This window comes from Sphingomonas faeni, from assembly GCF_024273235.1.
GTDB classification, from domain to species: Bacteria; Pseudomonadota; Alphaproteobacteria; order Sphingomonadales; family Sphingomonadaceae; genus Sphingomonas; species Sphingomonas faeni_A.
The window spans coordinates 26,431-51,098 of the sequence record NZ_JANBVH010000005.1 but is presented as its reverse complement, the minus strand read 5'-3'; the positions used below and the strand labels follow the sequence as shown (position 1 = coordinate 51,098).

24 protein-coding genes are annotated in these 24,668 nt (G+C 64.2%); 13 read left to right on the top strand and 11 right to left on the bottom strand.

Annotation, left to right across the window (positions count from 1 at the left end; translation table 11 throughout):
• Window positions 1–74: 74 nt before the first annotated feature.
• Window positions 75–1,814, bottom strand: coding sequence for a DUF885 domain-containing protein (locus NLI89_RS03765; RefSeq protein ID WP_254685799.1), 1,740 nt, complete (start codon window positions 1,812–1,814; stop codon window positions 75–77).
• A 123-nt stretch (window positions 1,815–1,937) separates the two neighbouring features.
• Between NLI89_RS03765 and NLI89_RS03760 the strand changes: the two genes are divergently transcribed.
• Entirely contained in the window at window positions 1,938–2,762 is an 825-nt protein-coding gene (locus NLI89_RS03760) for an alpha/beta fold hydrolase (RefSeq protein WP_254685798.1), read from the top strand.
• A gap of 173 nt (window positions 2,763–2,935) precedes the next feature.
• Here the strand turns inward: NLI89_RS03760 and NLI89_RS03755 are convergent, their stop codons facing one another.
• Window positions 2,936–3,262, bottom strand: a complete 327-nt coding sequence (locus NLI89_RS03755) for an FtsB family cell division protein (RefSeq protein ID WP_235982846.1) — start codon at window positions 3,260–3,262, stop codon at window positions 2,936–2,938.
• A gap of 153 nt (window positions 3,263–3,415) precedes the next feature.
• On the bottom strand, window positions 3,416–4,696 hold the full coding sequence (gene eno, locus NLI89_RS03750) for a phosphopyruvate hydratase (RefSeq protein WP_254685797.1): 1,281 nt from the start codon (window positions 4,694–4,696) through the stop codon (window positions 3,416–3,418).
• Between the two features lie 175 nt (window positions 4,697–4,871).
• On the opposite strand from eno, the gene NLI89_RS03745 reads away from it, so the two are divergent.
• The 5 genes from NLI89_RS03745 (at window position 4,872) to NLI89_RS03725 (ending at window position 6,860) form a co-directional block, all read left to right on the top strand.
• On the top strand, window positions 4,872–5,366 hold the full coding sequence (locus tag NLI89_RS03745) for a hypothetical protein (protein ID WP_254685796.1): 495 nt from the start codon (window positions 4,872–4,874) through the stop codon (window positions 5,364–5,366).
• Between the two features lie 4 nt (window positions 5,367–5,370).
• Window positions 5,371–5,721: a phage holin family protein gene (locus NLI89_RS03740; RefSeq protein WP_254685795.1), complete on the top strand. Its 351-nt coding sequence runs from the start codon at window positions 5,371–5,373 to the stop codon at window positions 5,719–5,721.
• Entirely contained in the window at window positions 5,718–5,990 is a 273-nt protein-coding gene (locus NLI89_RS03735; RefSeq protein ID WP_248521723.1) for a phosphatase, read from the top strand. The genes NLI89_RS03740 and NLI89_RS03735 overlap by 4 nt, the downstream gene beginning before the upstream one ends.
• A gap of 85 nt (window positions 5,991–6,075) precedes the next feature.
• Window positions 6,076–6,555: a hypothetical protein gene (locus NLI89_RS03730; RefSeq protein ID WP_254685794.1), complete on the top strand. Its 480-nt coding sequence runs from the start codon at window positions 6,076–6,078 to the stop codon at window positions 6,553–6,555.
• Window positions 6,556–6,629: 74 nt separating this feature from the next.
• The gene (locus tag NLI89_RS03725) at window positions 6,630–6,860 is read left to right on the top strand and encodes a DUF4170 domain-containing protein (RefSeq protein WP_254685793.1); all 231 of its coding nucleotides are present in this window, start codon (window positions 6,630–6,632) and stop codon (window positions 6,858–6,860) included.
• A gap of 426 nt (window positions 6,861–7,286) precedes the next feature.
• Here NLI89_RS03725 and NLI89_RS03720 read toward each other — a convergent pair whose 3' ends face one another.
• From NLI89_RS03720 to NLI89_RS03700, 5 genes are all read right to left on the bottom strand, one after another.
• The gene (locus NLI89_RS03720) at window positions 7,287–7,937 is read right to left on the bottom strand and encodes a rhomboid family intramembrane serine protease (protein ID WP_254685792.1); all 651 of its coding nucleotides are present in this window, start codon (window positions 7,935–7,937) and stop codon (window positions 7,287–7,289) included.
• A gap of 4 nt (window positions 7,938–7,941) precedes the next feature.
• Window positions 7,942–8,418, bottom strand: a complete 477-nt coding sequence (gene greA / locus NLI89_RS03715; RefSeq protein WP_056052861.1) for a transcription elongation factor GreA — start codon at window positions 8,416–8,418, stop codon at window positions 7,942–7,944.
• Window positions 8,419–8,493: 75 nt separating this feature from the next.
• Window positions 8,494–11,826 (bottom strand): carbamoyl-phosphate synthase large subunit, encoded by a 3,333-nt coding sequence (gene carB / locus NLI89_RS03710; protein WP_254685791.1) that lies wholly within the window; start codon window positions 11,824–11,826, stop codon window positions 8,494–8,496.
• A complete protein-coding gene (locus tag NLI89_RS03705) occupies window positions 11,826–12,590 on the bottom strand; it encodes a hypothetical protein (protein ID WP_254685790.1) in 765 nt (254 codons plus the stop codon). Before NLI89_RS03705 ends, carB begins: the two co-directional genes overlap by 1 nt.
• Window positions 12,587–13,900, bottom strand: a complete 1,314-nt coding sequence (locus NLI89_RS03700) for a carbamoyl phosphate synthase small subunit (protein ID WP_254685789.1) — start codon at window positions 13,898–13,900, stop codon at window positions 12,587–12,589. The genes NLI89_RS03705 and NLI89_RS03700 overlap by 4 nt, the downstream gene beginning before the upstream one ends.
• 140 nt (window positions 13,901–14,040) lie before the next feature.
• Here NLI89_RS03700 and NLI89_RS03695 point away from each other — a divergent pair, with 140 nt between their 5' ends.
• The 6 genes from NLI89_RS03695 to NLI89_RS03670 all read left to right on the top strand — a co-directional run bounded on the left by NLI89_RS03695 (window position 14,041) and on the right by NLI89_RS03670 (window position 20,994).
• Entirely contained in the window at window positions 14,041–14,493 is a 453-nt protein-coding gene (locus NLI89_RS03695) for a GatB/YqeY domain-containing protein (RefSeq protein ID WP_254685788.1), read from the top strand.
• A 65-nt stretch (window positions 14,494–14,558) separates the two neighbouring features.
• Window positions 14,559–15,041 carry an endonuclease domain-containing protein gene (locus tag NLI89_RS03690; RefSeq protein ID WP_368077236.1) on the top strand — a complete coding sequence of 161 codons (483 nt, stop codon included), beginning with the start codon at window positions 14,559–14,561 and terminating at the stop codon, window positions 15,039–15,041.
• Window positions 15,032–16,894 (top strand): DNA primase, encoded by a 1,863-nt coding sequence (gene dnaG / locus NLI89_RS03685; protein ID WP_254685787.1) that lies wholly within the window; start codon window positions 15,032–15,034, stop codon window positions 16,892–16,894. The genes NLI89_RS03690 and dnaG overlap by 10 nt, the downstream gene beginning before the upstream one ends.
• Entirely contained in the window at window positions 16,894–18,921 is a 2,028-nt protein-coding gene (gene rpoD / locus NLI89_RS03680) for an RNA polymerase sigma factor RpoD (RefSeq protein WP_056062280.1), read from the top strand. The genes dnaG and rpoD overlap by 1 nt, the downstream gene beginning before the upstream one ends.
• 658 nt (window positions 18,922–19,579) lie before the next feature.
• Window positions 19,580–20,332 carry a hypothetical protein gene (locus NLI89_RS03675; RefSeq protein ID WP_254685786.1) on the top strand — a complete coding sequence of 251 codons (753 nt, stop codon included), beginning with the start codon at window positions 19,580–19,582 and terminating at the stop codon, window positions 20,330–20,332.
• Between the two features lie 122 nt (window positions 20,333–20,454).
• On the top strand, window positions 20,455–20,994 hold the full coding sequence (locus tag NLI89_RS03670) for a pseudouridine synthase (RefSeq protein ID WP_254685785.1): 540 nt from the start codon (window positions 20,455–20,457) through the stop codon (window positions 20,992–20,994).
• 633 nt (window positions 20,995–21,627) lie between these two features.
• Here the strand turns inward: NLI89_RS03670 and rplS are convergent.
• Both rplS and trmD read right to left on the bottom strand, forming a co-directional pair.
• Window positions 21,628–22,020, bottom strand: coding sequence for a 50S ribosomal protein L19 (gene rplS / locus NLI89_RS03665; protein WP_031395442.1), 393 nt, complete (start codon window positions 22,018–22,020; stop codon window positions 21,628–21,630).
• Window positions 22,017–22,748, bottom strand: a complete 732-nt coding sequence (trmD, locus tag NLI89_RS03660; RefSeq protein WP_254685784.1) for a tRNA (guanosine(37)-N1)-methyltransferase TrmD — start codon at window positions 22,746–22,748, stop codon at window positions 22,017–22,019. Before trmD ends, rplS begins: the two co-directional genes overlap by 4 nt.
• 108 nt (window positions 22,749–22,856) lie before the next feature.
• Here trmD and NLI89_RS03655 point away from each other — a divergent pair, with 108 nt between their 5' ends.
• On the top strand, window positions 22,857–23,762 hold the full coding sequence (locus NLI89_RS03655) for an NAD(P)/FAD-dependent oxidoreductase (protein WP_254685783.1): 906 nt from the start codon (window positions 22,857–22,859) through the stop codon (window positions 23,760–23,762).
• An 83-nt stretch (window positions 23,763–23,845) separates the two neighbouring features.
• On the opposite strand, the gene rimM is transcribed toward NLI89_RS03655, so the two are convergent.
• Window positions 23,846–24,412 (bottom strand): ribosome maturation factor RimM, encoded by a 567-nt coding sequence (gene rimM / locus NLI89_RS03650; RefSeq protein ID WP_254685782.1) that lies wholly within the window; start codon window positions 24,410–24,412, stop codon window positions 23,846–23,848.
• Window positions 24,413–24,668 lie beyond the last annotated feature (256 nt).

Genomic DNA, 24,668 nt, shown 5'->3' with positions numbered 1-24,668 from the left:
TCGTTAGCGACGTTCCCCAACTGGGCCCCGGCCTTCGCCGGGGTGGCGTATTAAGGTGAACGTCGCAGCTCAAATCAAAACGCCGCGGTCGCCTCAGCCTCCCCCATCATCGCCGCCCGCACCAACGGAATCGGCGGCCCCCCATAACTCAGGAACTGGTCATGGAACGCCTTCCAAGCCTTCCGCCCACCCCGCGTCGCGGTCCAGTCCGCCCGCAACTTGCGGATCATCAGCTTCCCCATCGTATAGTTCAGATACGCCGGATCATACGTCCCCCGCGCCGCCTGTTGCCGGGCATTCCCCTCGTCCTGGTAACACTCGTCGACGAACATCCGGAACGACTGCTCCTGCGTCATCCCCTTAGCATGCATGCGGATCGCGGACAGATACCGGCAATCGCGCAACAACGCGTTCGAGATCTGCCCGACATGCGTCTCGGGATCGCCGTTGTTGAGCCCAGCTTCCCACATCATCTCCTCGGCATAATGCGCCCACCCCTCGGCGAACGCATACCCCACGAACAGCCGCCCGAAGAGCGACGGCGAGCGGTTCGCATGCAGGAACTGGACGAAATGCCCGGGCATCACCTCGTGGACCGAGGTAAACAGCAGGTCGTCCTTCCCCGGCACGAACGCGTCCTGCACCGCCTTGGTCCAGCTCGGGTCGGGCGGCGAGATATAGTAGATCGACGGCACGCCCTTATCGAACGGCCCGGGCGGATCGATATACGCCGAGTTCTGCCGGTTGTACGGCGGCGATTCCTCGACCAGCGCCTGCTCGGTCCCGGGGATCGTCACCAGGTCATGATCGACCACGAACTTGCGCAAGGTCGGGATCTGTCGCCGAGCCTCCGCGACCGGCCCACCGACCGGCTTGTTCGCATTCATCTTCGCCATGCAGCCGGCGATCGAAAGCCCCTTGGCAAACACCCCGCACGCCTGCGCCAGCGCCGCCTGGTTGCGCTTCAGGTCGGCGACACCCGCCGCCTCGAGCTGGTCGAGCGGCGTATCGACGCCCTCCGTCATCGCCACCATCCGCGAGAACTTGTCCGCCCCCAGCGCGAAGTCCTGCGTCGCAGTCGCCCGCTGGCCCTCGGTCCACGTCCCCAGATCGCGCATTGCCGCCGCCGCCGCCGTCGCCGCGTCGGTCAGCTGCTTCTGCGCCGCCGCATCCTTCACGCCGGCAAACGCCTTCACCGCGTCGCCGCTGTAATAATCCGCAAAGCCGTTGAACGCCGCCGCACCGAAATTGACGTAGCTCAGCGGCATCGGCGCCTTCAGGTTCGCCTTGATGTTGCCCGCCGCCGCCGGGATCTTCTGGAAGAACGCGGTCAACGCCTTCATCCGCGTCGGCGCATCGGCATAGTTGCGCGCGATATAGACGTTCGGATCGAGCCCCGCGCCGACATACCAGGACGGGTTATGATGCGGCTGGTCGGCGTCCTCCAGCCAGAACAGCTTCCCCTTGGCGACCTGCACCAGATAGTCGCGCTCGAACGCCTCGGCCGGCTTCAGGTCCTTGAACGCCCCCGCCTTGTCGATCGCAGCGTGCAGGAAATCGGCCTGCCGCTTCAGCCCGGCCGCGCTCCAGTCGCCCAGCCCGCCGTCATATTCGTGCTTGCCCTGATAGACCGCGTTCGCCGGATCGATTTTGAACCAGCCGTCGATGAAGCCATCGCGGAACCCCGCCCAGTCGCTCTTCGCGGCGGGTGCAGGCGCGTCCGGAGCCTGCGTGTTCGAAGGAGTCTGCGCGGGGCCACACGCGCCCAAGGCGAGGACCGCGCCAAGCGCCGTCGTCAAAAGTCCGATCCGCATCCCGTCTCCAATTCCGATTCGTCGCCCCCATGCTGCCAGTCGAAGCCGCGTCGCGCCAGTGCGCGGAACGGCGCCCGCGCTGGGCCGTTGACCGCGCACCTGTTCGAACGACTGGAGAGCTTCATGCCCTACGTGAAAACCCGTGACGGTACCGATATTTACGTCAAGGATTGGGGCAGCGGACGCCCGGTCGTCCTCACCCATGGCTGGCCGCTCAATGCCGACAGCTGGGACGCGCAGGCGATGGCGTTGGCCCATGCCGGCTTCCGCGTGATCGCCTATGACCGGCGCGGGTTCGGCCGCTCGGGCCAGCCGTGGAGCGGCTACGACTACGACACGCTCACCGACGATCTCGCCGACGTGATGGAAGCGACCGGCGCGAACACCGACGCGACGATCGTCGGCTTCTCGATGGGTGGCGGCGAGATCGCGCGCTACATGAGCCGCTACGACGGCAAGGGCGTGGTCGCCGCGGGGCTGATCGCGTCGGTGGTACCATACATGCTCAAGACCGACGACAATCCGCACGGCGTCGACGCGGAGACGCTCGCCACGATCGGCGCCGGTATCGAGGACGACCGCCCGGCGTTCTTCAAGACCTTCCTCCAGCAGTTCTTCGGGGTCGGCTTCATCACCTCGCCGGTCAGCGACGAGGTCGTGGACTGGGCCTGGGGCCTGGCGATGCAGGCCGGCCTGCATCCGACGCTGGAATGCGCCAAGTCATTCGGCCACACCGACTTCCGCGGTGACCTCGCCGCGTTCCGCGTACCGACGCTGGTCGTGCACGGGACGAGCGACAAGACGGTACCGATCGACGCCACCGGCCGTGCTGCTGCCAAGGGCATCGCCGGCTCGCAGCTGGTGGAATATGACGGCGCCCCGCACGGCCTGACGGTCACGGAAAGCGAGCGTTTCACCAACGACCTGCTGACCTTCCTGGGTCGGTAACATCAACCGAAATCCTCCCCGCTCTTCCCCCCTCCCTGAAAGGGAGGGGTCGGGGGTGGGTCGGCTTCCGCATATTCGATCGGTAGCGGCTCAAGCCGGCCAACCCACCCCCAGCCCCTCCCTTTCAGGGATGGGAGCAGAAGATTCCCTCCCTTCCAGGGAGGATCGAAGGACTAGTTCCCCAGCGGCACGATCACTTCGTCTGGATGCGCGACGTTCAGTTCCTTGCGCACCATTTCATCCACCATATCCGGGTTCGCATGATCCGGGTTCAGCAACGCCACCCGGTTCTTCAGAACCTCGCGCTTGCGATCGAGCACGGCATAGTCCCGCTCCCGCTTCGCAAGCTGGCGCTTGTAATCCCCGTACGCAAACATCCCGTTCGGCCCGAGCACGGCATACGCGCCGAAGAACGCCATCAGCGTCAGCCCGAGCGCCGGCCACGCGGCCTTCCGCATCGTCTTCCGCAACTTGCTGGTCTTCGTCGTCACGCGTGCCATGTCGTCCTCCGGTAGTCCTCCGTCACCCCGGACTTGTTCCGGGGTCCACCGCTCCGCACACTCGAGTCTCTCGATTATGCGGGACCGTGGATGCCGGAACAAGGCCCTCCTGAGCTAGTCGAAGGGCCCGGCATGACGGATGGGGTGGGTCAATCAGCCCCCGATCAGAATATCGCGACCCGCGTACCGCGCCGCATCGCCCAGCTCTTCCTCGATACGGATCAGCTGGTTGTACTTCGCCAACCGGTCCGACCGCGCCAGGCTGCCCGTCTTGATCTGACCGCAATTGGTCGCGACCGCGAGATCGGCGATCGTTGAATCCTCGGTCTCGCCCGAACGATGCGACATCACCGCGGTGTACTTCGCGCGCTGCGCCATCGACACCGCTTCCAGCGTCTCGGTCAACGTGCCGATCTGGTTGACCTTCACCAGCAGCGAATTCGCGATACCCTGGTCGATCCCGCGCTTCAGACGCTTCGGGTTGGTCACGAACAGATCGTCGCCGACCAGCTGAACCTTGTCCCCAATCAGGTCGGTGAGCGCCTTCCAGCCCTCCCAATCGTCCTCGCCCATGCCGTCCTCGATCGAGAAGATCGGGTAGCGCCGCGTCAGGTCGGCGAGATACTCCGCCATCTCGCCGCTATCGAGGATCCTGCCCTCGCCAGAGATGTCGTACTTGCCGTTCTTGTAGAATTCGGTCGCGGCGCAATCGAGCGCGAGCATCACGTCCTCGCCGGGCTTGTAGCCCGCCTTCTCGATGCTCGACATGATGAAGTCGAGCGCCTCGGTCGTGCTGCCAATGTTCGGCGCGAAACCGCCCTCGTCGCCGACGCTGGTCGACAGGCCCTTCTCGCTCAGGCCCTTCTTCAGCGTATGGAAGATTTCCGAGCCGCAGCGGACCGCCTCCAGGATGTTCGGCGCGCCGACCGGCACGATCATGAATTCCTGGAAATCGATCGGGTTGTCGGCATGCTCGCCGCCGTTGATGATGTTCATCATCGGCACCGGCAGCAGATGCGCCTGCACGCCGCCGATATAGCGATACAGCGGCAGGCCCCGCGCCTCGGCCGCGGCCTTGGCGACCGCGAGGCTGACGCCGAGGATCGCGTTCGCGCCCAGCCGCCCCTTGTTCTCGGTGCCGTCCAGCTCGATCATCGCGCGGTCGAGGTCCGACTGGTCCTCCGCGTCCATGCCGAGCACGGTGTCGGTGATCTCGTCGTTGACCGCATCGACCGCGCCATCGACGCCCTTGCCGCCCCAGCGGGTCTTGTCGCCGTCACGCCGCTCGACCGCCTCGTGTGCGCCGGTCGAGGCGCCCGACGGGACTGCGGCGCGGCCGAAGCTGCCGTCTTCGAGCAGCACGTCGACCTCGACGGTCGGATTGCCACGGCTGTCGAGGATCTGGCGTGCATGAAGGTCGATGATTGCGGTCACGTAACGATGCTCCTACAAATCCCGGTGCCGGGTCGTTCGCGCCGCCTCTACCGTCTCGCGCCATTGCGGGCAATCGCGCGGATATCCGAGAACAGTGTCGTGCAATCGCGCGACGGTTCGGGAACCGTGCTCCGGCGGCGGTGTTGAGGGCGTAACAATTCTGAAAGGGACCGTCATGGCCGACTCCAGCGTAAACGATACCGTCAACGACCTGAAAACGACCGCGAACCACGTCGGTACCGAGCTCGGCAAGACGATCGAGAACGAGGCGGGCAACGTCTCCGGCAAGACCGCCGACGCCAAGCAGGCGATCAAGGAAAGCGCCAGCAAGTACAGCGCGCAGGCCGCCGACAAGGCGCGCACCTTCGCCGAGGACGGCAAGGCCCGTGCCAGCGGCGCACTGGAGCAGATTGCCCAGCTGCTGACCGACGCCGCCGGCCAGGTCGACGAGAAGCTCGGCTCGCAGTACGGCGGCTATGCCCGCAGCGCCGCCGACAGCGTCTCGGGGTTCGCCGACCAGGTGAAGGCGAAGGACATCGACGAGTTGGTCGACGACGCCCGCGAGCTGGTGCGTAAATCGCCGGCGATCGCGGTCGGTGCTGCCGCCGCAATCGGCTTCGTCATCGCGCGACTGGTCCAGTCGGGCGTCGACGCAAACCCGAAGGCCTGAGCCCTTGTCCGATCCCGTGATGCTGACCGGCGACGACGAGAGCCTTTCGTCGATCGTCGGCCGGTTGGCGAGCGAAACGAAGAGTCTCGCGACGGCCGAAGTGGCTGTCTACAAGGCGAAGTTCGGTGAGACGGCGAATGCGTACAAGTCGGCGGCGATGTTCTTCGCCGTCGCCGGTACGTTGGCGCTGGCCGCGCTGATCGCACTGCTGGTCGGTGCGATCTTGACGCTGGCGACGCTGGTAGGGCCTGGATGGGCGACCGCGATCGTCGTCATCGTGGTGCTGGCACTCGCCGGCATCCTGGCGATGATCGGCAAGTCGAAGCTTCAGACCAAGAGCGAGCCCGTATCATGACATCCGCCAAAGTCGCCGCCGCAGAGATCGAAGCCGCCCTCGCCCGCCAGCGCGTCATGATGACGGTCGGGCAGTTGCAGGACCGGCTCAATCCGCGTCGGCTCGCGCTGAACGCCAGTCGCGACGTTGCCGATGCCGGCACCGCCGCGCTGACCGCGAGCGTCGAGACGGTGAAGCGCAATCCCGGCCCCACCGCCGGCTTCGCTGCGGTCGCCGGACTGTTCCTCGCCCGCCACCGAATCGTCGGTCTATTCCGCCGCGGCCGCTAAAAGCCTTGAAACCATGAAGTCCCGGCTCGCGTTTAACCCTCATTGCATTGAACGGCGAGCAGCTTGCCATCAGAAGGACCGTCCCATGACCGACGCCAAGACCACCGCCAACGAAGCCGCCCACGAGACTGAAAGCCGCCTGCGCGAAGGCCTCGACACCGTCCGCGAGACCGCGTCGAAGGTCTATCACGAGGCCGGCGACAAGGCCTCCGAGGTTCTCGAAGTCTCGCGCGAGAAGACCAAGCGCGTCGTCAACAATCTCGAATCCAACCCGCTCGGCATCCTCGTCGGCGGCCTCGCCGTCGGTGCGCTCGCCGGCGCGCTGATCCCGCGTTCGGCGCGCGAGAAGGAATTGCTCGCCCCGGTCGGCAAGCGCCTGAGCGAGACCGTCGTCGCCGCCACCGCCGCCGCCAAGGCCGCCGGCCAGTCGGAACTCGGCGAACTTGGCCTCACCAAGGACAATGCGCGCGGCCAGGCCAAGGGTCTGCTCGAAGGCGTGGTGAAGGCGCTCAGCACGGCGGGTACCGCAGGTGCGAAGGCCGTTTCGCAAAAGCCAGCTGTCTAAATAGAAGGAAGGGTTCAAACCGCGGGTCGAACACGCTAGGGAGGCGGCAACCCCCTCCCTAGGAAAGCAAGCGCATGAGCAAGCTCCACCTCGTATTCGGCGGCCGCGTCAGCGACCCGCGCACCCTGGATTTCAACGATCTGAACGCGATCGAATTCGTCGGCGTGTTCCCCGACTATGCCAGCGCCGAGAAAGCCTGGCGTGCTGCAGCGCAGCGTACGGTTGATGATGCCGAGATGAAGTTCGTGGTCGTGCATCTGCACCGCATGCTCGAGCCGAATCTCACGGGCACGCCTGCGACCTGACCCGGCTACCGCGGCCGTCGTCATTCCCGCGGAGACGGGAACCCATACAGGCTACCGTCGCGGTCCAATCGCAACGACACAGACTATGCATCCCCGCCTTCGCGGGGATGACGGCTTAATGATCAAGTTCGCATGAGCGAACGCCCCGGTCCCTCTCCCGTTCGGGAGAGGGAGAGACGCCGAAGGCGGCGATAGGTGAGGGCACGCCAAGCAGGACTATGGCTGCTAACTCCCGCGGTCTCGCCAAATAGCAGCCACAGCAGCGGTTCTCCCCCACCCCCGTTCGTGCCGAGTAGAGACCGAGTAGCTCCGCAAGGAGCGTATCGAGGGCTCGTATCGAAGCACAGGCCCAGCATGCCAACCCATCCTTCGATACGCCGCTTCGACAAGCTCAGCAGCTACTCAGGACGAACGGGAATGGAAGGCTCAAGCCGCCCGGTAATGCCAGAGCAACAACGGCCGAGCCAGCACCAGCCCCGCCAAGAACCCGCCGATATGCGCGCCAATCGCAATCGGCCCACTAGCCCCGACCGAAGCGCCAAACCCGGCCAACCCCATCAACAACTGGATCCCAATCCACGCCGCCGCGAGCCAAACCACATGCACGACCCCAGCCGGCACCGGCCCGATCGCCTGCGCCCGCCGCTCGCCATACAAGAGCGCATAAGCCCCAACGACCGCCGAAATCGCGCCCGAAGCACCAATCATCGGCGCAGTGGACTCAGGCCCGAACGCCCAATGCCCCGCCGCCGCCGCATACGCACCAACCACGTACAGAACGACCAACCCGACCGTCCCCAGCGCCCGCTCGGCGAACTGCCCGCAATAGACCAGCATCACGAGGTTCAGCGCGATGTGCGCCCAGCCGCCATGGATCAACGTCGCGGTCAGCGGCGTCGCCCAGGCCGGCACGATAAACATATGGTCGCTGGGAATACCGAGGTCGGTCATCCGCAACGGAATGAACCCGGCGTTCACCGCCCAATACCCAAGCGACCCGCTCAGCACCAGAAATCCCGAGACGATGACCGTCACGATCGTGATGATCGCCGTCGCCCGCGTCTCGAAAAAATTCATGGGCTCAGATGAACTCGATCTTGGAGACGACGTAATAGCGCTCGCCGGCCGGCACCGTAACCTCGACCTCCTCATCAAGCTTGCGCCCGATCAGCCCGCGACCCAGCGGCGAGTTGTACGAGATGCGGCCGGTCTTGGCATTCGCCTCGGTCTGGCCGACGATTTGATACTTCACCGGCTTATCGTTCTCGTCGAGCAACGTCACCGTCGCGCCGAACACGACCTTGTCGCCCGACAGGTCCTTCGGGTCGATGATCTGCGCGCGAGACAGCTTGTCCTCGATGTCGGAGATCGAAGCCTCGACCTGGCCCTGACGCTCCTTGGCGGCATGATATTCCGCGTTCTCGCTCAGATCGCCATGCGCACGCGCCTCTTCGATCGCGTCGACGATCGTCGGACGTTCGGCCTTCAGGCGCTTGAGATCCGCACTGAGCGTCTCATAGCCTTCCTGCAGCATCGGCATCTTTTCGACGGTCGCCATCATCTCGTCCCCAAATCCATTACCCCGCGCGGGGCGCCATAACGGCCCCGCCCACACATCACGCTTATGTCGGGATCAGTTGTGCGACTGCGAATAATAGGATTGCAGGGGCCGTACTTCAAGGCTGTGCGTCGAAAGCTTGGCAATCGCCTTCGCCGCCTCGAGCGAAGCCGGTGCCGTCGTGAAGTACGGAATGCGTTGTCCCAGCGCCGACGCGCGGATCGGCTGCGAGTCCTTCAGGCTCTGCCACCCCTCGGTCGTATTGAAGATCAGCGCGATATCGCCGTCCTTGATCCGGTCGACGATATGCGGCCGCCCCTGCGCGACCTTGTTGACCTTCTCGACCGGCAAACCGGCAAGCGCCAGATGATCCGCGGTGCCACCGGTCGCGACGATCGAGAAGCCGGTATCGACCAGCGCCTTGACCGCCTCGACGATCATCGCCTTGTCGCCGTCCTTCACGCTGACGAAGACGTTGCCCTTGGTCGGCAGGATCGTCCCCGCGCCAAGCTGGGCCTTGGCGAACGCGATCGTGAAATCGGGATCGATTCCCATGACTTCGCCGGTGGACTTCATTTCCGGTGACAGCACCGGATCGACGCCGGGGAACTTGTTGAAGGGGAACACCGCCTCCTTCACCGCATAATAGTCGATATGCCGGTCGATCTTCGGCAGGTCCTTCAGCTTTTCGCCCGCCATCACGCGTGCCGCGATCTTGGCGATGGGCACGCCGATCGCCTTGGCGACGAACGGCACGGTGCGCGACGCACGCGGGTTCACCTCGATGAGGTAGACCAGCCCGTCCTTCACCGCGAACTGGATGTTCATCAGCCCCACGACCGACAGAGCATGCGCCAGCGCCACCGTCTGTCGCTCGATCTCCGCGATGATCTCAGCCGACAGCGAGTAAGGCGGGATCGAGCACGCCGAGTCGCCCGAATGGACGCCCGCCTCTTCGATATGCTGCAACACGCCCGCGACCACCACATCGGTCCCGTCGCAGATCGCGTCGACATCGACCTCGATCGCATCGCGCAGATACTGGTCGATCAGCACCGGCGAGTCCCCCGACACCTGCACCGCGGTCGCGATATAATGTTCGAGCTGCCCGAGCGTATCGACGATCTCCATCGCCCGTCCGCCCAGCACGTACGAAGGCCGCATCAGCACCGGATAGCCGATCCGCTCCGCCGCCGCGACCGCCTCGTCCCGGCTCCGCGCCAGGCCATTGGCCGGCTGCCGCAACCCGAGCTTAGTGATCAGCGCCGCGAACCGCTCACGGTCCTCCGCCAGATCGATCGCGTCCGGCGTCGTCCCCAGGATCGGAATGCCCGCAGCCTCCAGCGAGCGCGCAAGGTTCAGCGGCGTCTGCCCACCGAACTGCACGATCACGCCGACCAGTTCGCCCTTCGACGCCTCGACATGCAGGATCTCCAGCACGTCCTCGGCGGTCAGCGGCTCGAAATACAGCCGGTCGCTGGTGTCGTAATCGGTGCTGACCGTCTCCGGGTTGCAGTTGACCATGATCGTCTCATAGCCCGCATCCGCCAGCGCGAAGCACGCATGGCAGCAACAATAATCGAACTCGATCCCCTGCCCGATCCGGTTCGGCCCGCCGCCCAGGATCACGATCTTCTTCCGATCCGTAGGCTCGGACTCGTTCTCGGGCTCGCCGAAGCTCGGCGCCTCATAGGTCGAATACATATACGGCGTCTTCGCATCGAATTCGGCCGCGCACGTATCGATCCGCTTGAACACCGGCCGCACGCCGAGCTTCAAGCGATGCTGGCGCACCTCCTCCTCGGTCACGCCGCCGGTCATCGCCTTGACGACCTCGTGGATCAGCCCCGAGCCGCGCGCGATCCCGCGGTTCATGCCCCGCAGATTGGCGGATTGCAGCGCCAGCCACGCGAGCCTTTTGTCGCTGAACCCCATGCTTTTCAGCCGCCGCATGCCGGCCGCGTCGATCGGCAGGCCGTCCTTCATCACCTCGGCCTCGGCCGCGATGATCTCGGCGATCCGCTCCAGGAACCACGGATCATATTTGGCGATCGCATGCACCTCGGCAACCGTGAAGCCCTCACGCAAAGCCTGCGCCGCCACCAGCAACCGGTCCGGCGTCGCGACGGCCAGCGCCGCCTCGATCTCCGCCCGCGGTGCGCCGACCAGATGATCGACCTGGTTGAACCCCGACAAGCCCGTCTCGAGCCCGCGCAACGCCTTCTGCATCGACTCGTGGATGTTGCGACCGATCGCCATCACCTCGCCGACCGACTTCATCGCGGTGCCGAGCGTGCTCGACGCGCCCTTGAACTTCTCGAACGCGAACCGCGGGATCTTGGTGACGACGTAATCGATCGTCGGCTCGAACGCGGCCGGCGTAGCGCCGGTGATATCGTTCTCGATCTCGTCGAGCGTGTAGCCGACCGCCAGCTTTGCCGCGACCTTCGCGATCGGGAAGCCGGTCGCCTTCGACGCCAGCGCGGACGAGCGCGAAACGCGTGGGTTCATCTCGATGACGACCAGCCGGCCGTCCTTCGGATTGACTGCGAACTGCACGTTCGAACCGCCTGTTTCGACACCGATTTCGCGCAACACCGCGATCGATGCGTTGCGCATGATCTGGTATTCCTTGTCGGTCAGCGTCAGCGCCGGCGCGACCGTGATCGAGTCGCCGGTATGGACGCCCATCGGATCGACGTTCTCGATCGAGCAGATGATGATCGCGTTGTCGTTGCGATCGCGCACCACCTCCATCTCGTATTCTTTCCAGCCGAGCAGCGATTCCTCGATCAGCACCTCGGTGGTCGGCGACAAATCGAGCCCGTTGCGGACGATCGCGATGAACTCCTCGCGGTTGTACGCGATGCCGCCGCCCGAGCCGCCCATCGTGAAGCTCGGCCGGATGATCGACGGAAGCCCTGTCTTCTCAAGGCCTTCGAGCGCTTCCTCGACAGTATGTGCGATCGCCGAGCGTGCGCTTTCCAGCCCGATCCGGTCCATCGCATCGCGGAACTTCAGCCGGTCCTCCGCCATGTCGATCGCATCGGCATCCGCCCCGATCATCGTCACGCCGAACTTCTCGAGCGTTCCGTCATGGAACAGCGCGAGCGCGGTATTCAACGCGGTCTGCCCGCCCATCGTCGGCAGGATCGCGTCGGGGCGCTCCTTCTCGATGATCTTGGCGACGATCGCCGGCGTGATCGGCTCGACATAGGTCGCGTCGGCCAGCTCGGGATCGGTCATGATCGTGGCGGGGTTCGAATTGACGAGGACGATACGATAGCCCTCCTCCTTCAACGCCTTGATCGCCTGCGTGCCCGAATAATCGAACTCGCACGCCTGGCCGATGACGATAGGTCCTGCGCCGATGACGAGGATCGAGGAGATGTCGGTGCGTTTTGGCATTAGAAACCTATCAAAGTTTTTAGTGCGTGAAGGGCCGCCGCGATAATCGGCTTGGCGCTGTCTTCAAGGATGGACGAATATGCGCTGTAAAGTGGCTGAATCAGAAGCAAAGATATTGCAGACAAGTATATTTTTGGTTTTTTTATAAGCGCAAGCCCAGCATCAATATGCGAAAGCCAAGTCTGCTTATCATCATCGCTAATTGAATTAGAAGCACGAATAGCTTCAAGCGCCTGCTCAGTAAGATTTATGGCACTCACTACTTTCGGATCGTTATGATTAAGCGAAACAGTTCCAAAGGCCGTCGGAATGCTATTCCGAGCGGGAAAAACCCGCTCTTCATACATGCGCCCCAAAACTGATAGACCGCGCTCCAAGCCACCTCCGTTTAGGTAAGCGTAGTAAGCATCGTCCCCCACGGCCTCAGGAGGAGAATCATGCATTATATAGTCTGATTGTTCTAGAGTATTACCAATACTCGCCACGGCGCCCGGCCCAACATCAATGCCCAAAACATCTGACATTTCATTAAGGTCAAACATTCTCGCTTGCTTATTTTTATCGGCAATGGAGGAGTATCCAGTAACATCACGCCAAGCAAAGAGTGCGATTATAGCGTCGGCTGCATCCTGATGATTCATCTGCGAATGGGCGCGCGCTTTGAACATCAAAGTGGCAATGACATCCTCCTGACTCAGCACCTGAGCCAAGCGAATCCACTGCGGGAACTCGCTGGGAATATCAGGTACGATTTGCACCTTCACCGCAGCATCGCCACAAACCGCTCGAACAGATACAGGCTGTCCTGCGGCCCCGGGCTCGCCTCGGGGTGATACTGCACTGAGAACGCCGGCTTGTCGGTCAGTTCCAGCCCAGCGTTCGACCCATCGAACAGCGACACGTGCGTCTCGCGGACGTTGGCCGGCAGGCTCTCACGCTCGACCGCGAAGCCGTGGTTCATGCTGGTGATCTCGACCGCGCCGTCGGACAGGCGCTTGACCGGGTGGTTGGCGCCGCGGTGGCCCTGGAACATCTTGGTCGTGGTCGCGCCGACCGCGAGGCCGAGCAACTGGTGGCCGAGGCAGATGCCGAACAGCGGCTTGCCCGTCTCGAGCAACTGGCGGATCACCGGGACGGCGTATTCGGCGGTCGCGGCGGGGTCGCCGGGGCCGTTCGACAGGAAGATGCCGTCGGGGGCGAGCGCCATCACGTCGTCGAAGCTGGCGGTCGCGCTTACGACGGATACCTTGGCGCCGGCCGCGACGAGGTTGCGGAAGATGTTGCGCTTCGAGCCATAATCGATCGCGACGACGTGGGGGCGGGCTTCACTTGAGCCCCCTCCCGCAAGCGGGAGGGGGTTGGGGGTGGGCGCGCGCTCGCCTGTCGGGGTGGCGGTGGAAGAAGGATCTACTGCGCCGTTGTCTGTCGAGGACGCCGGGAGCCCACCCCCGGCCCCTCCCGCTTGCGGGAGGGGGGAAGGAGAATAGCCGAAGCCCAGCTTCCACGTCCCGCCCGGAGCATCCTCACCCCAGCCATAATGCATCTCGGTCGACACATCCTTGGCGAGGTCCATCCCCTCCAGCCCCGGCCACGCGCGCGCCATCGCCAGCAGCGCGGGCACGTCGAACTCGCCGCTAGCCGAATGCGCGATCACGCCATTAGGCGCCCCCGCCACCCGGATCCGCCGCGTCAGCGCGCGCGTGTCGACGCCCGAAAGCCCGATCCGCGCATGCCGCTTCATCCAGCCGTCCAGCCCCTCGACCGCGCGGAAGCTCGACGGCTGCGTCACGTCCTCGCGGACGATGATGCCGAGCGCATGCGGGTCGTCCGCCTCGACGTCGTCGGGGTTCGCGCCGACATTGCCGATGTGCGGAAACGTGAAGCAGATCATCTGCCCGGCGAAGGACGGGTCGGTCAGCACCTCCTGATAGCCGGTCATCGCGGTGTGGAAGCACACTTCGCCGACCGCACTGCCCTCTGCGCCGAACCCGCGACCCCAGATCACGTCGCCATTGGCGAGGACCAGGACGCCGGTAGCTCCAGCAGGCATGGCTAGTGGATTGGTGTCGGCCATCAGGCTGGGCACTCTCTTTACGTTGACGATGTCGCTAAGTGGTGTCCGCTAAGGCCGGCGCGCCGCAGCGTCAATCTGTTAAACGGACGGCGGACGCGCTATCCCGTCGGGCTATCCCGAACCGCCTGAAAGACCAGTACATGATTCGCGACGACATCAAGGCCGCGCAGCTGACCGCCATGAAGGCCGGCGACAAGCAGAGCCGCAACGCTATCTCGTTGATCCAGGCCGCAATCAAGAACCGCGACATCGAGGCGCGGACGGGGAAGGCGCCCGAGAGCGACGACGCGCTGGTAATCGAAGTGCTCCAGAAGATGGTCAAGCAGCGCCGCGAGTCGATCGAGATGTTCGCGAAGGGCGGCCGCCAGGAACTCGCCGATGCGGAGACCGCCGAGGTCGCGGTGATCGAACGCTTCCTGCCGCAGCAGATGAGCGAAGCGGAGACGTCGGCGGCGATCGAGGCGATCAAGACGGAACTCGGCGCGACCGGCATGAAGGACATGGGCCGCGTGATGGCCGAACTGAAGGCGCGCCACGCGAGCGAGCTGGACATGAGCAAGGCGAGCGGCCTGGTAAAGGCAGCGCTGTCGTAAATTCTGCTCCCCTCCCGCCTGCGGGAGGGGTCGGGGGAGGGCAGCGCCACACAGGAGACGGAGCATTGGAACAACGCACCCGCATCCGAGCACTCCGCACCAACCCCACGCGTGCCGAGAGCGCGTTGTGGCAGCACCTCGCCGCACGCCGGACGTCCGGCGTAAGGTTCAACCGCCAGGTCCCGATCGGCCCGTTCATCTGCGATTTCGTTTCCCGTGGCGCCAGGCTCGTGATCGAGGTCGACGGCGGACAGCATGACTGGCACTCCGACGATGACGCCCGGCGAACGCGCTTCATCGAACACCAAGGCTACCGCGTGATCCGGTTCTGGAACAACGACGTTCTGGAGCGGATGGAAGGCGTGGTGGCCGAGATCGGGCGCGTGCTTGCGGAACGCCCCTCCCCTAACCCCTCCCGCAAGCGGAAGGGGAATGCTGTTGCGCCCGGGGAAAGCCCTGCACTTCTGCTCCCCTCCCGCCTGCGGGAGGGGTCGGGGGAGGGCAGTGCCGCACAAACCACCCCCACCAAAGCAACCCCATGGCCCTAACCCCACAATTCCTCGACGAACTCCGCGCCCGCACCTCGCTCTCGGCGCTCGTCGGCAAGACCACCAAGCTCACCAAGGCCGGCCGCGAGCACAAGGGCTGCTGCCCGTTCCACAACGAGAAGACCCCGTCGTTCTACGTCAACGACGACAAGGGCTTCTACCACTGCTTCGGTTGCTCCGCGCACGGCGACGCGATCAAGTGGATGACCGACCAGCGCGGCCTCCCCTTCATGGACGCGGTCAAGGAACTCGCTCAGGCGGCGGGCATGGACATGCCCGCGATGGACCGCCAGTCCGCCGCCAAGGCCGAACGCGCCAAGGGCCTGCACGAAGTCATGGCCGACGCCGCCGACTGGTTCACCGAGCAACTGAACGGCCTCCCCGGCACCGAAGCGCGCGCGCTCCTCGACCGCCGCGGGATCAAGCCCGAGACGGCGCGCGCGTTCGGCATGGGGTTCGCGCCCGACAGCCGCGGCAAGCTCAAGACCGCGCTGAAGGAGTACGGCGACCCGATGCTGGTCGAGTCCGGCATGCTGATCTCGGTCGAAGGCAAGGACCCGTACGACCGGTTCCGCGGCCGCCTGATGATCCCGATCCGCGACCCCCGCGGGCGGACGATCGCGTTCGGCGGGCGCGTGCTCGACGGTGGCGAGCCGAAGTATCTCAACTCCCCCGACACCCCGCTCTTCGACAAGGGCCGCACGCTCTACAATCTCGATCGAGCAGCCCCCGCCTCGCGCAAGTCCGGCCGCGTGCTGGTGGTCGAGGGCTATATGGACGTCATCGCGCTCGCCCAGGCCGGCTTCGGCGAAGCGGTCGCCCCGCTCGGCACCGCGCTGACCGAAGCGCAGCTCGAACGGCTGTGGCGGATGGTCGACGTCCCGTTGCTCTGCTTCGACGGCGACGGCGCCGGCCAGAAGGCATCGCTCCGGGCCGCCCACCGCGCCCTCCCCCTGCTCGCCCCCGGCCGCAGCCTCGCCTTCGTGACGCTCCCGCAAGGCCAGGACCCCGACGATCTCGTCCGCTCGGGTGGCCCCGCCGCATTCGAAGCGCTGCTCAAAGCCCCCGAGCAGCTCGTCGACCGGCTCTGGGCGTCCGAAGTCGCCGCCGAGGCACTCGACACCCCCGAACAGCGCGCCGGCCTCAAGCGCCGCCTCCACGAACTCGCGGAAGGCATCGCCGACCCGTCGGTGAAGCAACAATATCACGCCGAGTTCAAGAACCGCTTCTACGAGCATTTCAAACCGGTGCGCGCCCCCTTCGTGCCCAGAGGCGAACGCCCCAAGGGAGGCTGGAAGCCCCCCGCCGCACCAGTCACCGAAGACGCGAAAGCCTTCCTCGCCACCGGAATCGACCGCGTATTGGCCAAGGCCGTCCTCGCCGGCCTGATCCGCCACCCGGTCGAGATCGCGCGCCACATGGAGGTGCTCGGCTCGCTGCAAATGATCGACGGCGCGCTCGGGCGATTGTTCGAAGCGGTCGTAGATGTTGCACTTGAGGACCAGAAGCTTGATAGCGGGCGCTTGCTCACCATATTGGCGAGGTCCGGTTTCAATTCAGTCGCGAGTGACCTGTTGAGAGCCGATACGATGCCCTATTCGTTCACGCAGACCACGGCCGATCCAGCCCGCGTCCGTGCCGACCTCGACGAAGCGATCGCGATCATGGTCGCCCGCCCTGAGGTAGACGCGGCACTCAAGCAGGCGACCGCGGCGATGCAGACGCACTTCACCGAAGCGGCGTTCGAACGACAAGTGGCTATGGTAAGAGAGAAACAGGCGTTGGAAGTCCGACTTGCAAATCTTGTACAGTCGAACGAAGACGCCCGAGCGTTGGGTACCGAGGGCGATTGATGGCTAAGGCGAACATGGCGGAACCCGCCGAGACGAACGAAACCGGCGATGCGCCGCTGATCGACATGAACGATGCGTCGATCAAGAAGGTCATCGCGCGCGCCAAGAAGCGCGGCTACATCACCTATGAGCAGCTCAACGAAGCGCTGCCGCAGGGCGAGATGTCGTCCGACCAGATCGAGGACATCAGTGCCGCGCTGAGCGAGATGGGCATCAACATCGTCGAGAACGACGAAGCCGGCGAGGACGGCGAGACCGAGCCCGCCAAGGACGACGAGGACGAGCCGGAGGCCGCCGACGCGGATGCCGACACAGGCCCCGCGATCGAAAAGAAGAAAGAGACCATCGATCGCACCGACGATCCGGTCCGCATGTACCTGCGCGAGATGGGCGCGGTCGAGCTGCTCAGCCGCGAGGGCGAGATCGCGATCGCCAAGCGCATCGAGGCGGGTCGCGACACGATGATCCTCGGCCTGTGCGAATCGCCGATCACCTTCAACGCGATCATCGACTGGTCGACCGCGCTGAACGAGGGCACGATGCAGCTGCGCGAGATCATGGATCTCGACGCGATGCTGTCGAAGGACCCCGCCCCCGAGGCGATGGCCGAGGACGGCGAAGCCGACGACGGCGAGATCAGCGAGAAGAACGCCGGCCCTTCGTTCAAGGAAGAGGCCGAGCCCGAAGAGCCGTCCGCCGACGAGGACGAGGACGGCGAGCGCCGGGCTCCGCGCGCATCGGACGACGAGGAGGAGGACAACACCCTCAGCCTCGCGCAGATGGAGGAACAGCTCAAGCCGATCGCGCTCGAGCGGTTCGCCAGCATCACCGCGCTCTACAAGAAGTTCAGCAAAATACAGCAGTCGCGCGTCGACGCGATGGGCATCGGCGGCGATTTCTCGGCTGCCGACGAGCGCAAATACCAGAAGCTGCGCGAGGAGCTCACCGCCGAGGTCGAGAGCGTCCAGTTCCACAACGCCAAGATCGAATATCTGGTCGATCAGCTCTATGCCTATAACCGTCGCCTGACCGCGCTGGGCGGCCAGATGCTGCGCCTCGCGGAGCGCCACAAGGTGCCGCGCAAGGACTTCCTCGATCGCTATATCGGTCACGAGATCGACGAGAACTGGCTGGCGACGGTCAACAAGGTCGACAAGAAGTGGACCGCGTTCGTCGCCAACGAGGGCGAAGCGGTCGAGCGCATCCGTGCCGAGATCGCCGACATCACGCAGCAGACCGGCATGGCGCTCACCGAGTTCCGCCGGATCGTCAACATGGTCCAGAAGGGCGAGCGCGAGGCGCGTATCGCCAAGAAGGAGATGGTCGAGGCGAACCTGCGGCTGGTGATCTCGATCGCCAAGAAATACACGAACCGCGGCCTGCAGTTCCTGGATCTCATCCAAGAGGGCAATATCGGCCTGATGAAGGCGGTCGACAAGTTCGAGTATCGCCGCGGCTACAAATTCAGCACCTATGCGACGTGGTGGATTCGCCAGGCGATCACCCGCTCGATCGCCGACCAGGCGCGGACCATCCGTATCCCGGTCCACATGATCGAGACGATCAACAAGCTGGTCCGCACCAGCCGCCAGTTCCTCCACGAGCAGGGCCGCGAGCCGACCCCGGAGGAGATGGCCGAGCGCCTCTCCATGCCGCTGGAGAAGGTCCGCAAGGTGATGAAGATCGCCAAGGAGCCGATCAGCCTCGAAACGCCGATCGGCGACGAGGAGGATTCGCATCTCGGCGACTTCATCGAGGACAAGAACGCGATCATCCCGGTGGATGCCGCGATCCAGGCGAACTTGAAGGAGACGGTGACGCGGGTGCTGGCGTCGCTGACGCCGCGCGAAGAGCGCGTGCTGCGCATGCGCTTCGGCATCGGCATGAACACCGATCACACGCTCGAGGAAGTCGGCCAGCAGTTTTCGGTCACCCGCGAGCGCATCCGCCAGATCGAGGCGAAGGCGCTGCGGAAGCTGAAGCATCCGTCGCGGTCAAGGAAGATGCGGAGTTTCCTCGACCAGTAAGGGTCGGGGATTGCTGATTGAACGAACGGGCCGCGGTGGAAACACCGCGGCCTTTTTGATGCCTTATGTCCGTTACCTGACCTTATGGTAGAGAAAGGTGAAAAAGACTGACTCGCCAAGGTTAAGTACCGTCGCTAGCATCGGTGAATGGAATTGCCCGATCTGGTCGCGGCCAGAAAAGACATTGAAGGATTTCCCGGGTGGTCCGAGCCGGAACCAGACACTGGGGGCATGTGGTTTATTGCCCCACTCTCTATCGCAGGAGTTATCCAGGAAGCGTTTACGCTTCACGGATTAGCATTGAAGCACATACCCGATCGCAACGTTGTGTTTGAGCTGAAGGTATCCGGGCCAAAGGGCCGAAAGATATCAATTGCACGGTTCGAATGGCGCTCAGCACGTGAGGGGCACACTAACTCACGACGAAAGGGCTCGCCGGTATCTGGGATGCGAGTCAACGTTACGCATTACCACTCATTTGATCTTAATTGGCTAAGTTCAAAGCACCGCATGAGAAGCGGAAATTTGCCCCAAGCTGCGAGTTTTGAACCAGAACCTGATAGTTTTGAGTCACTTACGACAGAAATTGGTAAACTGTTCAGAATCAATAACATGCATGTTGTCCCGCCTCCCAAGTGGGAGTACGATATGTTTCGTCATGGCTAGCATACCTGTTCTAGATTCCACCGTTCGAAAGGCGGTTGAGGAGGCGGTTTCGGACCTCGTCCGGGTTTCCGCATGGGGGGACTATGCTTACGTTTCTCTTCCGATTTTTATGCCTTCTGGGGCGCCCGCAACCGTCCGGATCCGGCTCTCGCAAGGTGGCTTCCATGTCGACGATGGGGGGTATGCTTATCGGGAACTGGAGTCCGCTGGCGCCGAACGCTCCTTCCCTAAAGCAGCCGCTTCGGCGGCAAAAGCGGAGGAACTCGAAACCGATCGGCGGCGGATATTCGTTGAGACGGGCGAGACGGAACTGATGCGCGCGATTTGCGATGTTGCGTTGGCTTCAAGAAATGTCGTTGCAGACGTTTATAGCCGCCTCGTCGACGACGACATCGCAGTGATTGAAGATTATCTTCAAGCCCGGCTGACTAGCATCTTTGGAACCGCGATAGTTGAGTCCGGCGAGGGAATTACGGGCGCATCTTCGAAAAAGTGGGATATGTCGGCCGCCGTCCATCTATCTTCGGGCTTGGTAGTTTTCCAAGCCGTCTCGAACAACGCCAATTCGGTCAATAAGGCTAGCACAGCGTTCCACGATTTCCGAGAGCTGCCCAACCCGCCCATCCGGGTTGCAGTGGTAAAAGACAAGGCAGAGATGGGGCTAGGCCTTAATATTTTGTCGCAGGCCGGTCGCGTAATTCAAGGCGACCAAGGCGACGAAACCTATGTAAGGGCCGCATCGTAAAGCGGTGCCACTGACAGATTAATGATAGAACTGCGCGCTGGCTGGGCTGCGTCGGTGGTTGTACGATAGCGAGTAATTTAAGTCGCTCGACCTCTCTATCGGCATCCGTCTAAAGCCCCGCCATGCCCCGCATTATCCTGTTCAACAAACCGTACGACGTGCTCAGCCAGTTCACCGACGTGAACAGCCCGACCCCGCGCGCGACGCTGTCGCAGTTCGTCGATGTGCCGGGCGTCTATCCGGCGGGGCGGCTAGACCGGGATAGCGAAGGGCTGTTGCTGCTGACCGACGACGGCCGCCTCCAGGCGCGGATCGCGGACCCACGGTTCAAGCTGGCCAAGACCTATCTCGTGCAGGTCGAGGGCGATGCTGGCGAGGACGCGCTCGATCGGTTGCGGGGCGGCGTCCTGCTGAAGGACGGCCCTGCCCGCGCCGACGTCGAGCGGATCGCCGCGCCCGACCTCTGGCCGCGCGTGCCGCCGATCCGGGTCCGCGCGAGCATCCCCGATTGCTGGCTGAAGATAACGATCCGCGAAGGCCGCAATCGGCAAGTCCGCCGCATGACCGCCGCGATAGACCACCCTACGCTGCGGCTGGTCCGCTGGAGCATCGGCGACTGGACCGTGGCGGGTCTGGCGCCGGGCACGTGGCGCGACGCTTGACGGGGGACTGAGGGAGAAGAGGTGTTCACGCGAAGGCGCTAAGGCGCGAAGAGAAGTGATCGGCTCGCCCCTGCTACCTTCTCTTCGCGCCTTAGCGCCTTCGCGTGAATCCAATCTCGGCGCTCCGCTGCATCCACGACGGACGCTGATTCCTCGAAACATGCGAACCTTGTTTCCCCGCGAAGGCGGGGACCCAGACTGGACTCCCGCCTTCGCGGGAGAACAAGGAGGCGGAAGTCGGCCTGCGCAGCACCGCGCGTCCATGTCTGACCGGAAAACCACCTCCCACGCCCCGAAGAATGGAGGAGCCGTGCCGACGCCACGGCCACTAGCCAACGCGCTAAACGGCTGTCCTACACTCCCGGAGAAGCGCACCGTCGCCGGATGCCCGCGCCTGCGCCTTTCACCTCGACACCGCTCTCACACTCCTACGTCACCGCCGCGACGAAAATGCTTCCCAGCGCCTACACTTCCTATACTTCCGTGCTGCAGCATAAACGCGAACTACGAACAAACGGCAACGCTCTCAGCACCTTACCCCTGAAACCGGCCCCCACCCCGCGCACAACGAAAAAGGGCGCGGGGACCATCGCCCCCGCGCCCTTCTTCAACCCGAACCGGGCCGCGCGCCGATTACTCGGCGGCTGCAGTACCCTTGGCAGGGCGCATGTCGCGACGCTCGGCGATACGCGCTGCCTTGCCGGTACGGCCACGCAGGTAATACAGCTTGGCGCGACGCACGGCGCCCTTGCGGACGACTTCGATCGAATCGACGTTCGGCGAGTAGAGCGGGAAGACGCGCTCGACGCCCTCGCCGAAGCTCATCTTCCGCACGGTGAAGTTCGAGCCCATGCCCTTGTTCGAGCGCGCGATGCACACGCCCTCGTAGTTCTGAATACGCGTGCGCTCGCCTTCGACGACCTTCACGCCGACCTTCAGCGTATCGCCGGGGCGGAAATCGGGGATCGTCTTGTTGGCCAGGAACTTCGCGATGTTCTCGGCTTCGATCGTCTGCAACAGGTTCATGTCTCGTCCTCGTGTCGCTGCGCGCCAGAGGGCGACTGGACCCGAACGCCCTCATGGCGCTCCCAAAGGTCCGGTCGCCGTGACCGTGTATCGATCTCCGCACGGCGTTTGCGCCATGCCGCGATCTTCGCATGATCCCCCGATCGCAGCACCTGCGGGATCGTGCGCCCTTCCCAAATCTGAGGTCGGGTATAGTGCGGATATTCGAGCAGCCCCGTTTCGAAGCTCTCGTCATCCCCACTAGAAGCCGCGCCCATTACGCCGGGCAGCAGCCGAATGCAAGCATCGAGCAGCACCAGCGCCCCCATCTCGCCGCCCGACAGGATATAGTCGCCGATCGAGACCTCCTCGATATCCCGCGCCTCGAACAGCCGTTCGTCGAACCCCTCGAACCGCCCGCAGAGGATGGTGACGCCAGGCCCCTTGGCGAGCTGGCGAACCCGCTCCTGGGTAAGCGGCTTCCCCCGAGGCGTCATCGCCAGCACCGGCCGGCGATCCGCAACGCTGTCGATCGCCGAGGCCACCACGTCGGCGCGGAGCACCATCCCGGCCCCACCCCCCGCCGGCGTATCATCCACCGACTTGTGCTTGTCCGTTGCAAAGTCCCGGATCTGCACCGGCTGGCAGGACCACCGCCCCTCCCCCAGCGCCCGCCCCGCAAGCGACGTCCCCAGCGGCCCCGGAAACATCTCCGGATACAAGCTCAATATCGTGGCAGCGAAAGTCACAGCGTCCAATTCTCTATGCGTTTGCGCCAGCGTGCGGCGCCTACTGCGCCCAGCACCTATACGGATCGGCGCGACGGAACAATTACGCTGCCGAAACGCTCGCGGCGAATGGACGATTGCATCATCATCGGCGCCGGCCCGGCGGGTCTCACCGCGGCGATCTATCTCGCGCGGTTCCACCTCTCGATCCGGCTGTTCGATTGCGGGAGCAGTCGCGCGGCGCTGATCCCGTGTACGCACAACCACGCCGGCTATCCCGAGGGCATCCGCGGGACGGACCTGCTAGCCCGGATGCTGGCGCAGGCGGAGAATTACAGCGCGGTGCGCGAGGAGGCGCGGGTGGATGCGGTCGAGGTCGACGACGACGGCTTTACCGTGCGTCTGGGCGATCGCAGGGCGCGGGCTCGGAGCGTGCTGCTCGCCACCGGGGTGGTCAACAACCGTCCGGACATGCCCGATGCAATCCACGACGAAGCGCTTGAAGCCGGCCTGCTCCGCTACTGCCCGATCTGCGACGGCTACGAAGTCACCGACAAGCGCGTCGGCATCATCGGTACCGGCGACCACGGCATGCGCGAGGCACTGTTCCTGCGCGGCTATACCAGAGACGTAACGCTGATAGCACCCGAGGGCGGCCACGATCTCGATCCGGCATGCGAAGCAGCGCTCGACGAAGCGGGAATCGTCCGGGTCGGTGGTCCTTGCGGCAACTACGCGATCCAAGGGGGCAGGCTCGCCCTCGACACGGTCGAGGGGCGTATGACGTTCGACAGCGTCTATCCCGCTTTAGGCTCGGTGATCCGGTCTGAACTCGCGGTCGCGGCCGGTGCGAGCGCGTCCGCGGACGGCTGCCTGGAGGTGGACTCGCACCAGCGGACCTCGATCCCCGGGCTGTTCGCGGCGGGCGACGTAGTGAAGGGCCTCGACCAGATCAGCCATGCGATGGGCGAAGCCGGCGTCGCCGCCACGACGATCCGCAACATGCTCGCCGAGCAACGGCCGTTGCGAAGATAGGCAGATTGTTTCCCCGCGAAGGCGGGGACCCAGACTGGGCTCCCGCCTTCACGGGAGAACAAGGAAGCGGAAGCTAAAGCCTGTTATTCCGCGGCGAAGGACGCTTCGACGACGAGGCGGTCGGCATCCCACTCCGGAACCGCTTCGGCACGCATCGGCACCATGAAGCGCTTGCCGGGTTTGCCGTCGACGGGAACGCGCTCGATCTCGATCACATCGCCCGCACCGAAATTGTCGATCGCGACGACATGGCCGATAGCCTCGCCATCGGTCGAGACGACGTCGAGCCCGATCAGGTCGGTATGATAATATTCGCCGTCCTCGAGCGGTGGCAACGACGCCCGCGGCACGGTCAACTCAGTGCCGCGCATCGCCTCGGCCGCGTTGCGATCGACAACCTCGGCAAACCGCGCGATCATGCCGTTGTTGCCGTTGCGGGCGGATTTCAGCGACAGCGCGCCGTTGTTGAAGCTCTTATAGCTCCCGAAATTCTCGGCGAAGACCTTCAGCCGCACTTCGCCACCGATGCCGTGCGCACCGATGACGACGGCGAGCGTGACGTCAGCCTTGCGCGGAGCCTTCGTCTGGACCGGGGGTGTCGTCGGCGCCTTCGGCGGGGTCGTCGGCGGAGACGCCTTCGTTGGTGGCATCTTCGATGTCCTCGGGTGCGGGGGCTGTGCGGGGGTCGGATTCGGGGACCATCATGCGCTCCTTTTCGGGGTTACCGAGAGAAGAACGCATGACGCGCCGATCGGGTGCGGTTGCGCACCCGTAGTCGGGCCGGGAGATGCCTCCCGCGCCTTCGTCACCCCGGGCTTGTTCCGGGGTCCACCGTTCCGCGTACCCAATTCTCTCGGACTCGCGGATAGGTGGATGCCGGAACAAGCCCGGCATGACGGAGAAGAG

Excerpts from the sequence above, each read along its gene's own strand:
- NLI89_RS03765 (WP_254685799.1), bottom strand. The coding sequence starts at position 1,814 with ATGCGGATCGGACTTTTGACGACGGCGCTTGGCGCGGTCCTCGCCTTG.
- NLI89_RS03760 (WP_254685798.1), top strand. The coding sequence starts at position 1,938 with ATGCCCTACGTGAAAACCCGTGACGGTACCGATATTTACGTCAAGGAT.
- NLI89_RS03755 (WP_235982846.1), bottom strand. The coding sequence starts at position 3,262 with ATGGCACGCGTGACGACGAAGACCAGCAAGTTGCGGAAGACGATGCGG.
- NLI89_RS03745 (WP_254685796.1), top strand. The coding sequence starts at position 4,872 with ATGGCCGACTCCAGCGTAAACGATACCGTCAACGACCTGAAAACGACC.
- NLI89_RS03735 (WP_248521723.1), top strand. The coding sequence starts at position 5,718 with ATGACATCCGCCAAAGTCGCCGCCGCAGAGATCGAAGCCGCCCTCGCC.
- NLI89_RS03730 (WP_254685794.1), top strand. The coding sequence starts at position 6,076 with ATGACCGACGCCAAGACCACCGCCAACGAAGCCGCCCACGAGACTGAA.
- NLI89_RS03725 (WP_254685793.1), top strand. The coding sequence starts at position 6,630 with ATGAGCAAGCTCCACCTCGTATTCGGCGGCCGCGTCAGCGACCCGCGC.
- NLI89_RS03720 (WP_254685792.1), bottom strand. The coding sequence starts at position 7,937 with ATGAATTTTTTCGAGACGCGGGCGACGGCGATCATCACGATCGTGACG.
- greA (WP_056052861.1), bottom strand. The coding sequence starts at position 8,418 with ATGGCGACCGTCGAAAAGATGCCGATGCTGCAGGAAGGCTATGAGACG.
- carB (WP_254685791.1), bottom strand. The coding sequence starts at position 11,826 with ATGCCAAAACGCACCGACATCTCCTCGATCCTCGTCATCGGCGCAGGA.
- NLI89_RS03700 (WP_254685789.1), bottom strand. The coding sequence starts at position 13,900 with ATGGCCGACACCAATCCACTAGCCATGCCTGCTGGAGCTACCGGCGTC.
- NLI89_RS03695 (WP_254685788.1), top strand. The coding sequence starts at position 14,041 with ATGATTCGCGACGACATCAAGGCCGCGCAGCTGACCGCCATGAAGGCC.
- dnaG (WP_254685787.1), top strand. The coding sequence starts at position 15,032 with ATGGCCCTAACCCCACAATTCCTCGACGAACTCCGCGCCCGCACCTCG.
- rpoD (WP_056062280.1), top strand. The coding sequence starts at position 16,894 with ATGGCTAAGGCGAACATGGCGGAACCCGCCGAGACGAACGAAACCGGC.
- NLI89_RS03675 (WP_254685786.1), top strand. The coding sequence starts at position 19,580 with ATGGCTAGCATACCTGTTCTAGATTCCACCGTTCGAAAGGCGGTTGAG.
- NLI89_RS03670 (WP_254685785.1), top strand. The coding sequence starts at position 20,455 with ATGCCCCGCATTATCCTGTTCAACAAACCGTACGACGTGCTCAGCCAG.
- rplS (WP_031395442.1), bottom strand. The coding sequence starts at position 22,020 with ATGAACCTGTTGCAGACGATCGAAGCCGAGAACATCGCGAAGTTCCTG.
- NLI89_RS03655 (WP_254685783.1), top strand. The coding sequence starts at position 22,857 with ATGGACGATTGCATCATCATCGGCGCCGGCCCGGCGGGTCTCACCGCG.
- rimM (WP_254685782.1), bottom strand. The coding sequence starts at position 24,412 with ATGCCACCAACGAAGGCGTCTCCGCCGACGACCCCGCCGAAGGCGCCG.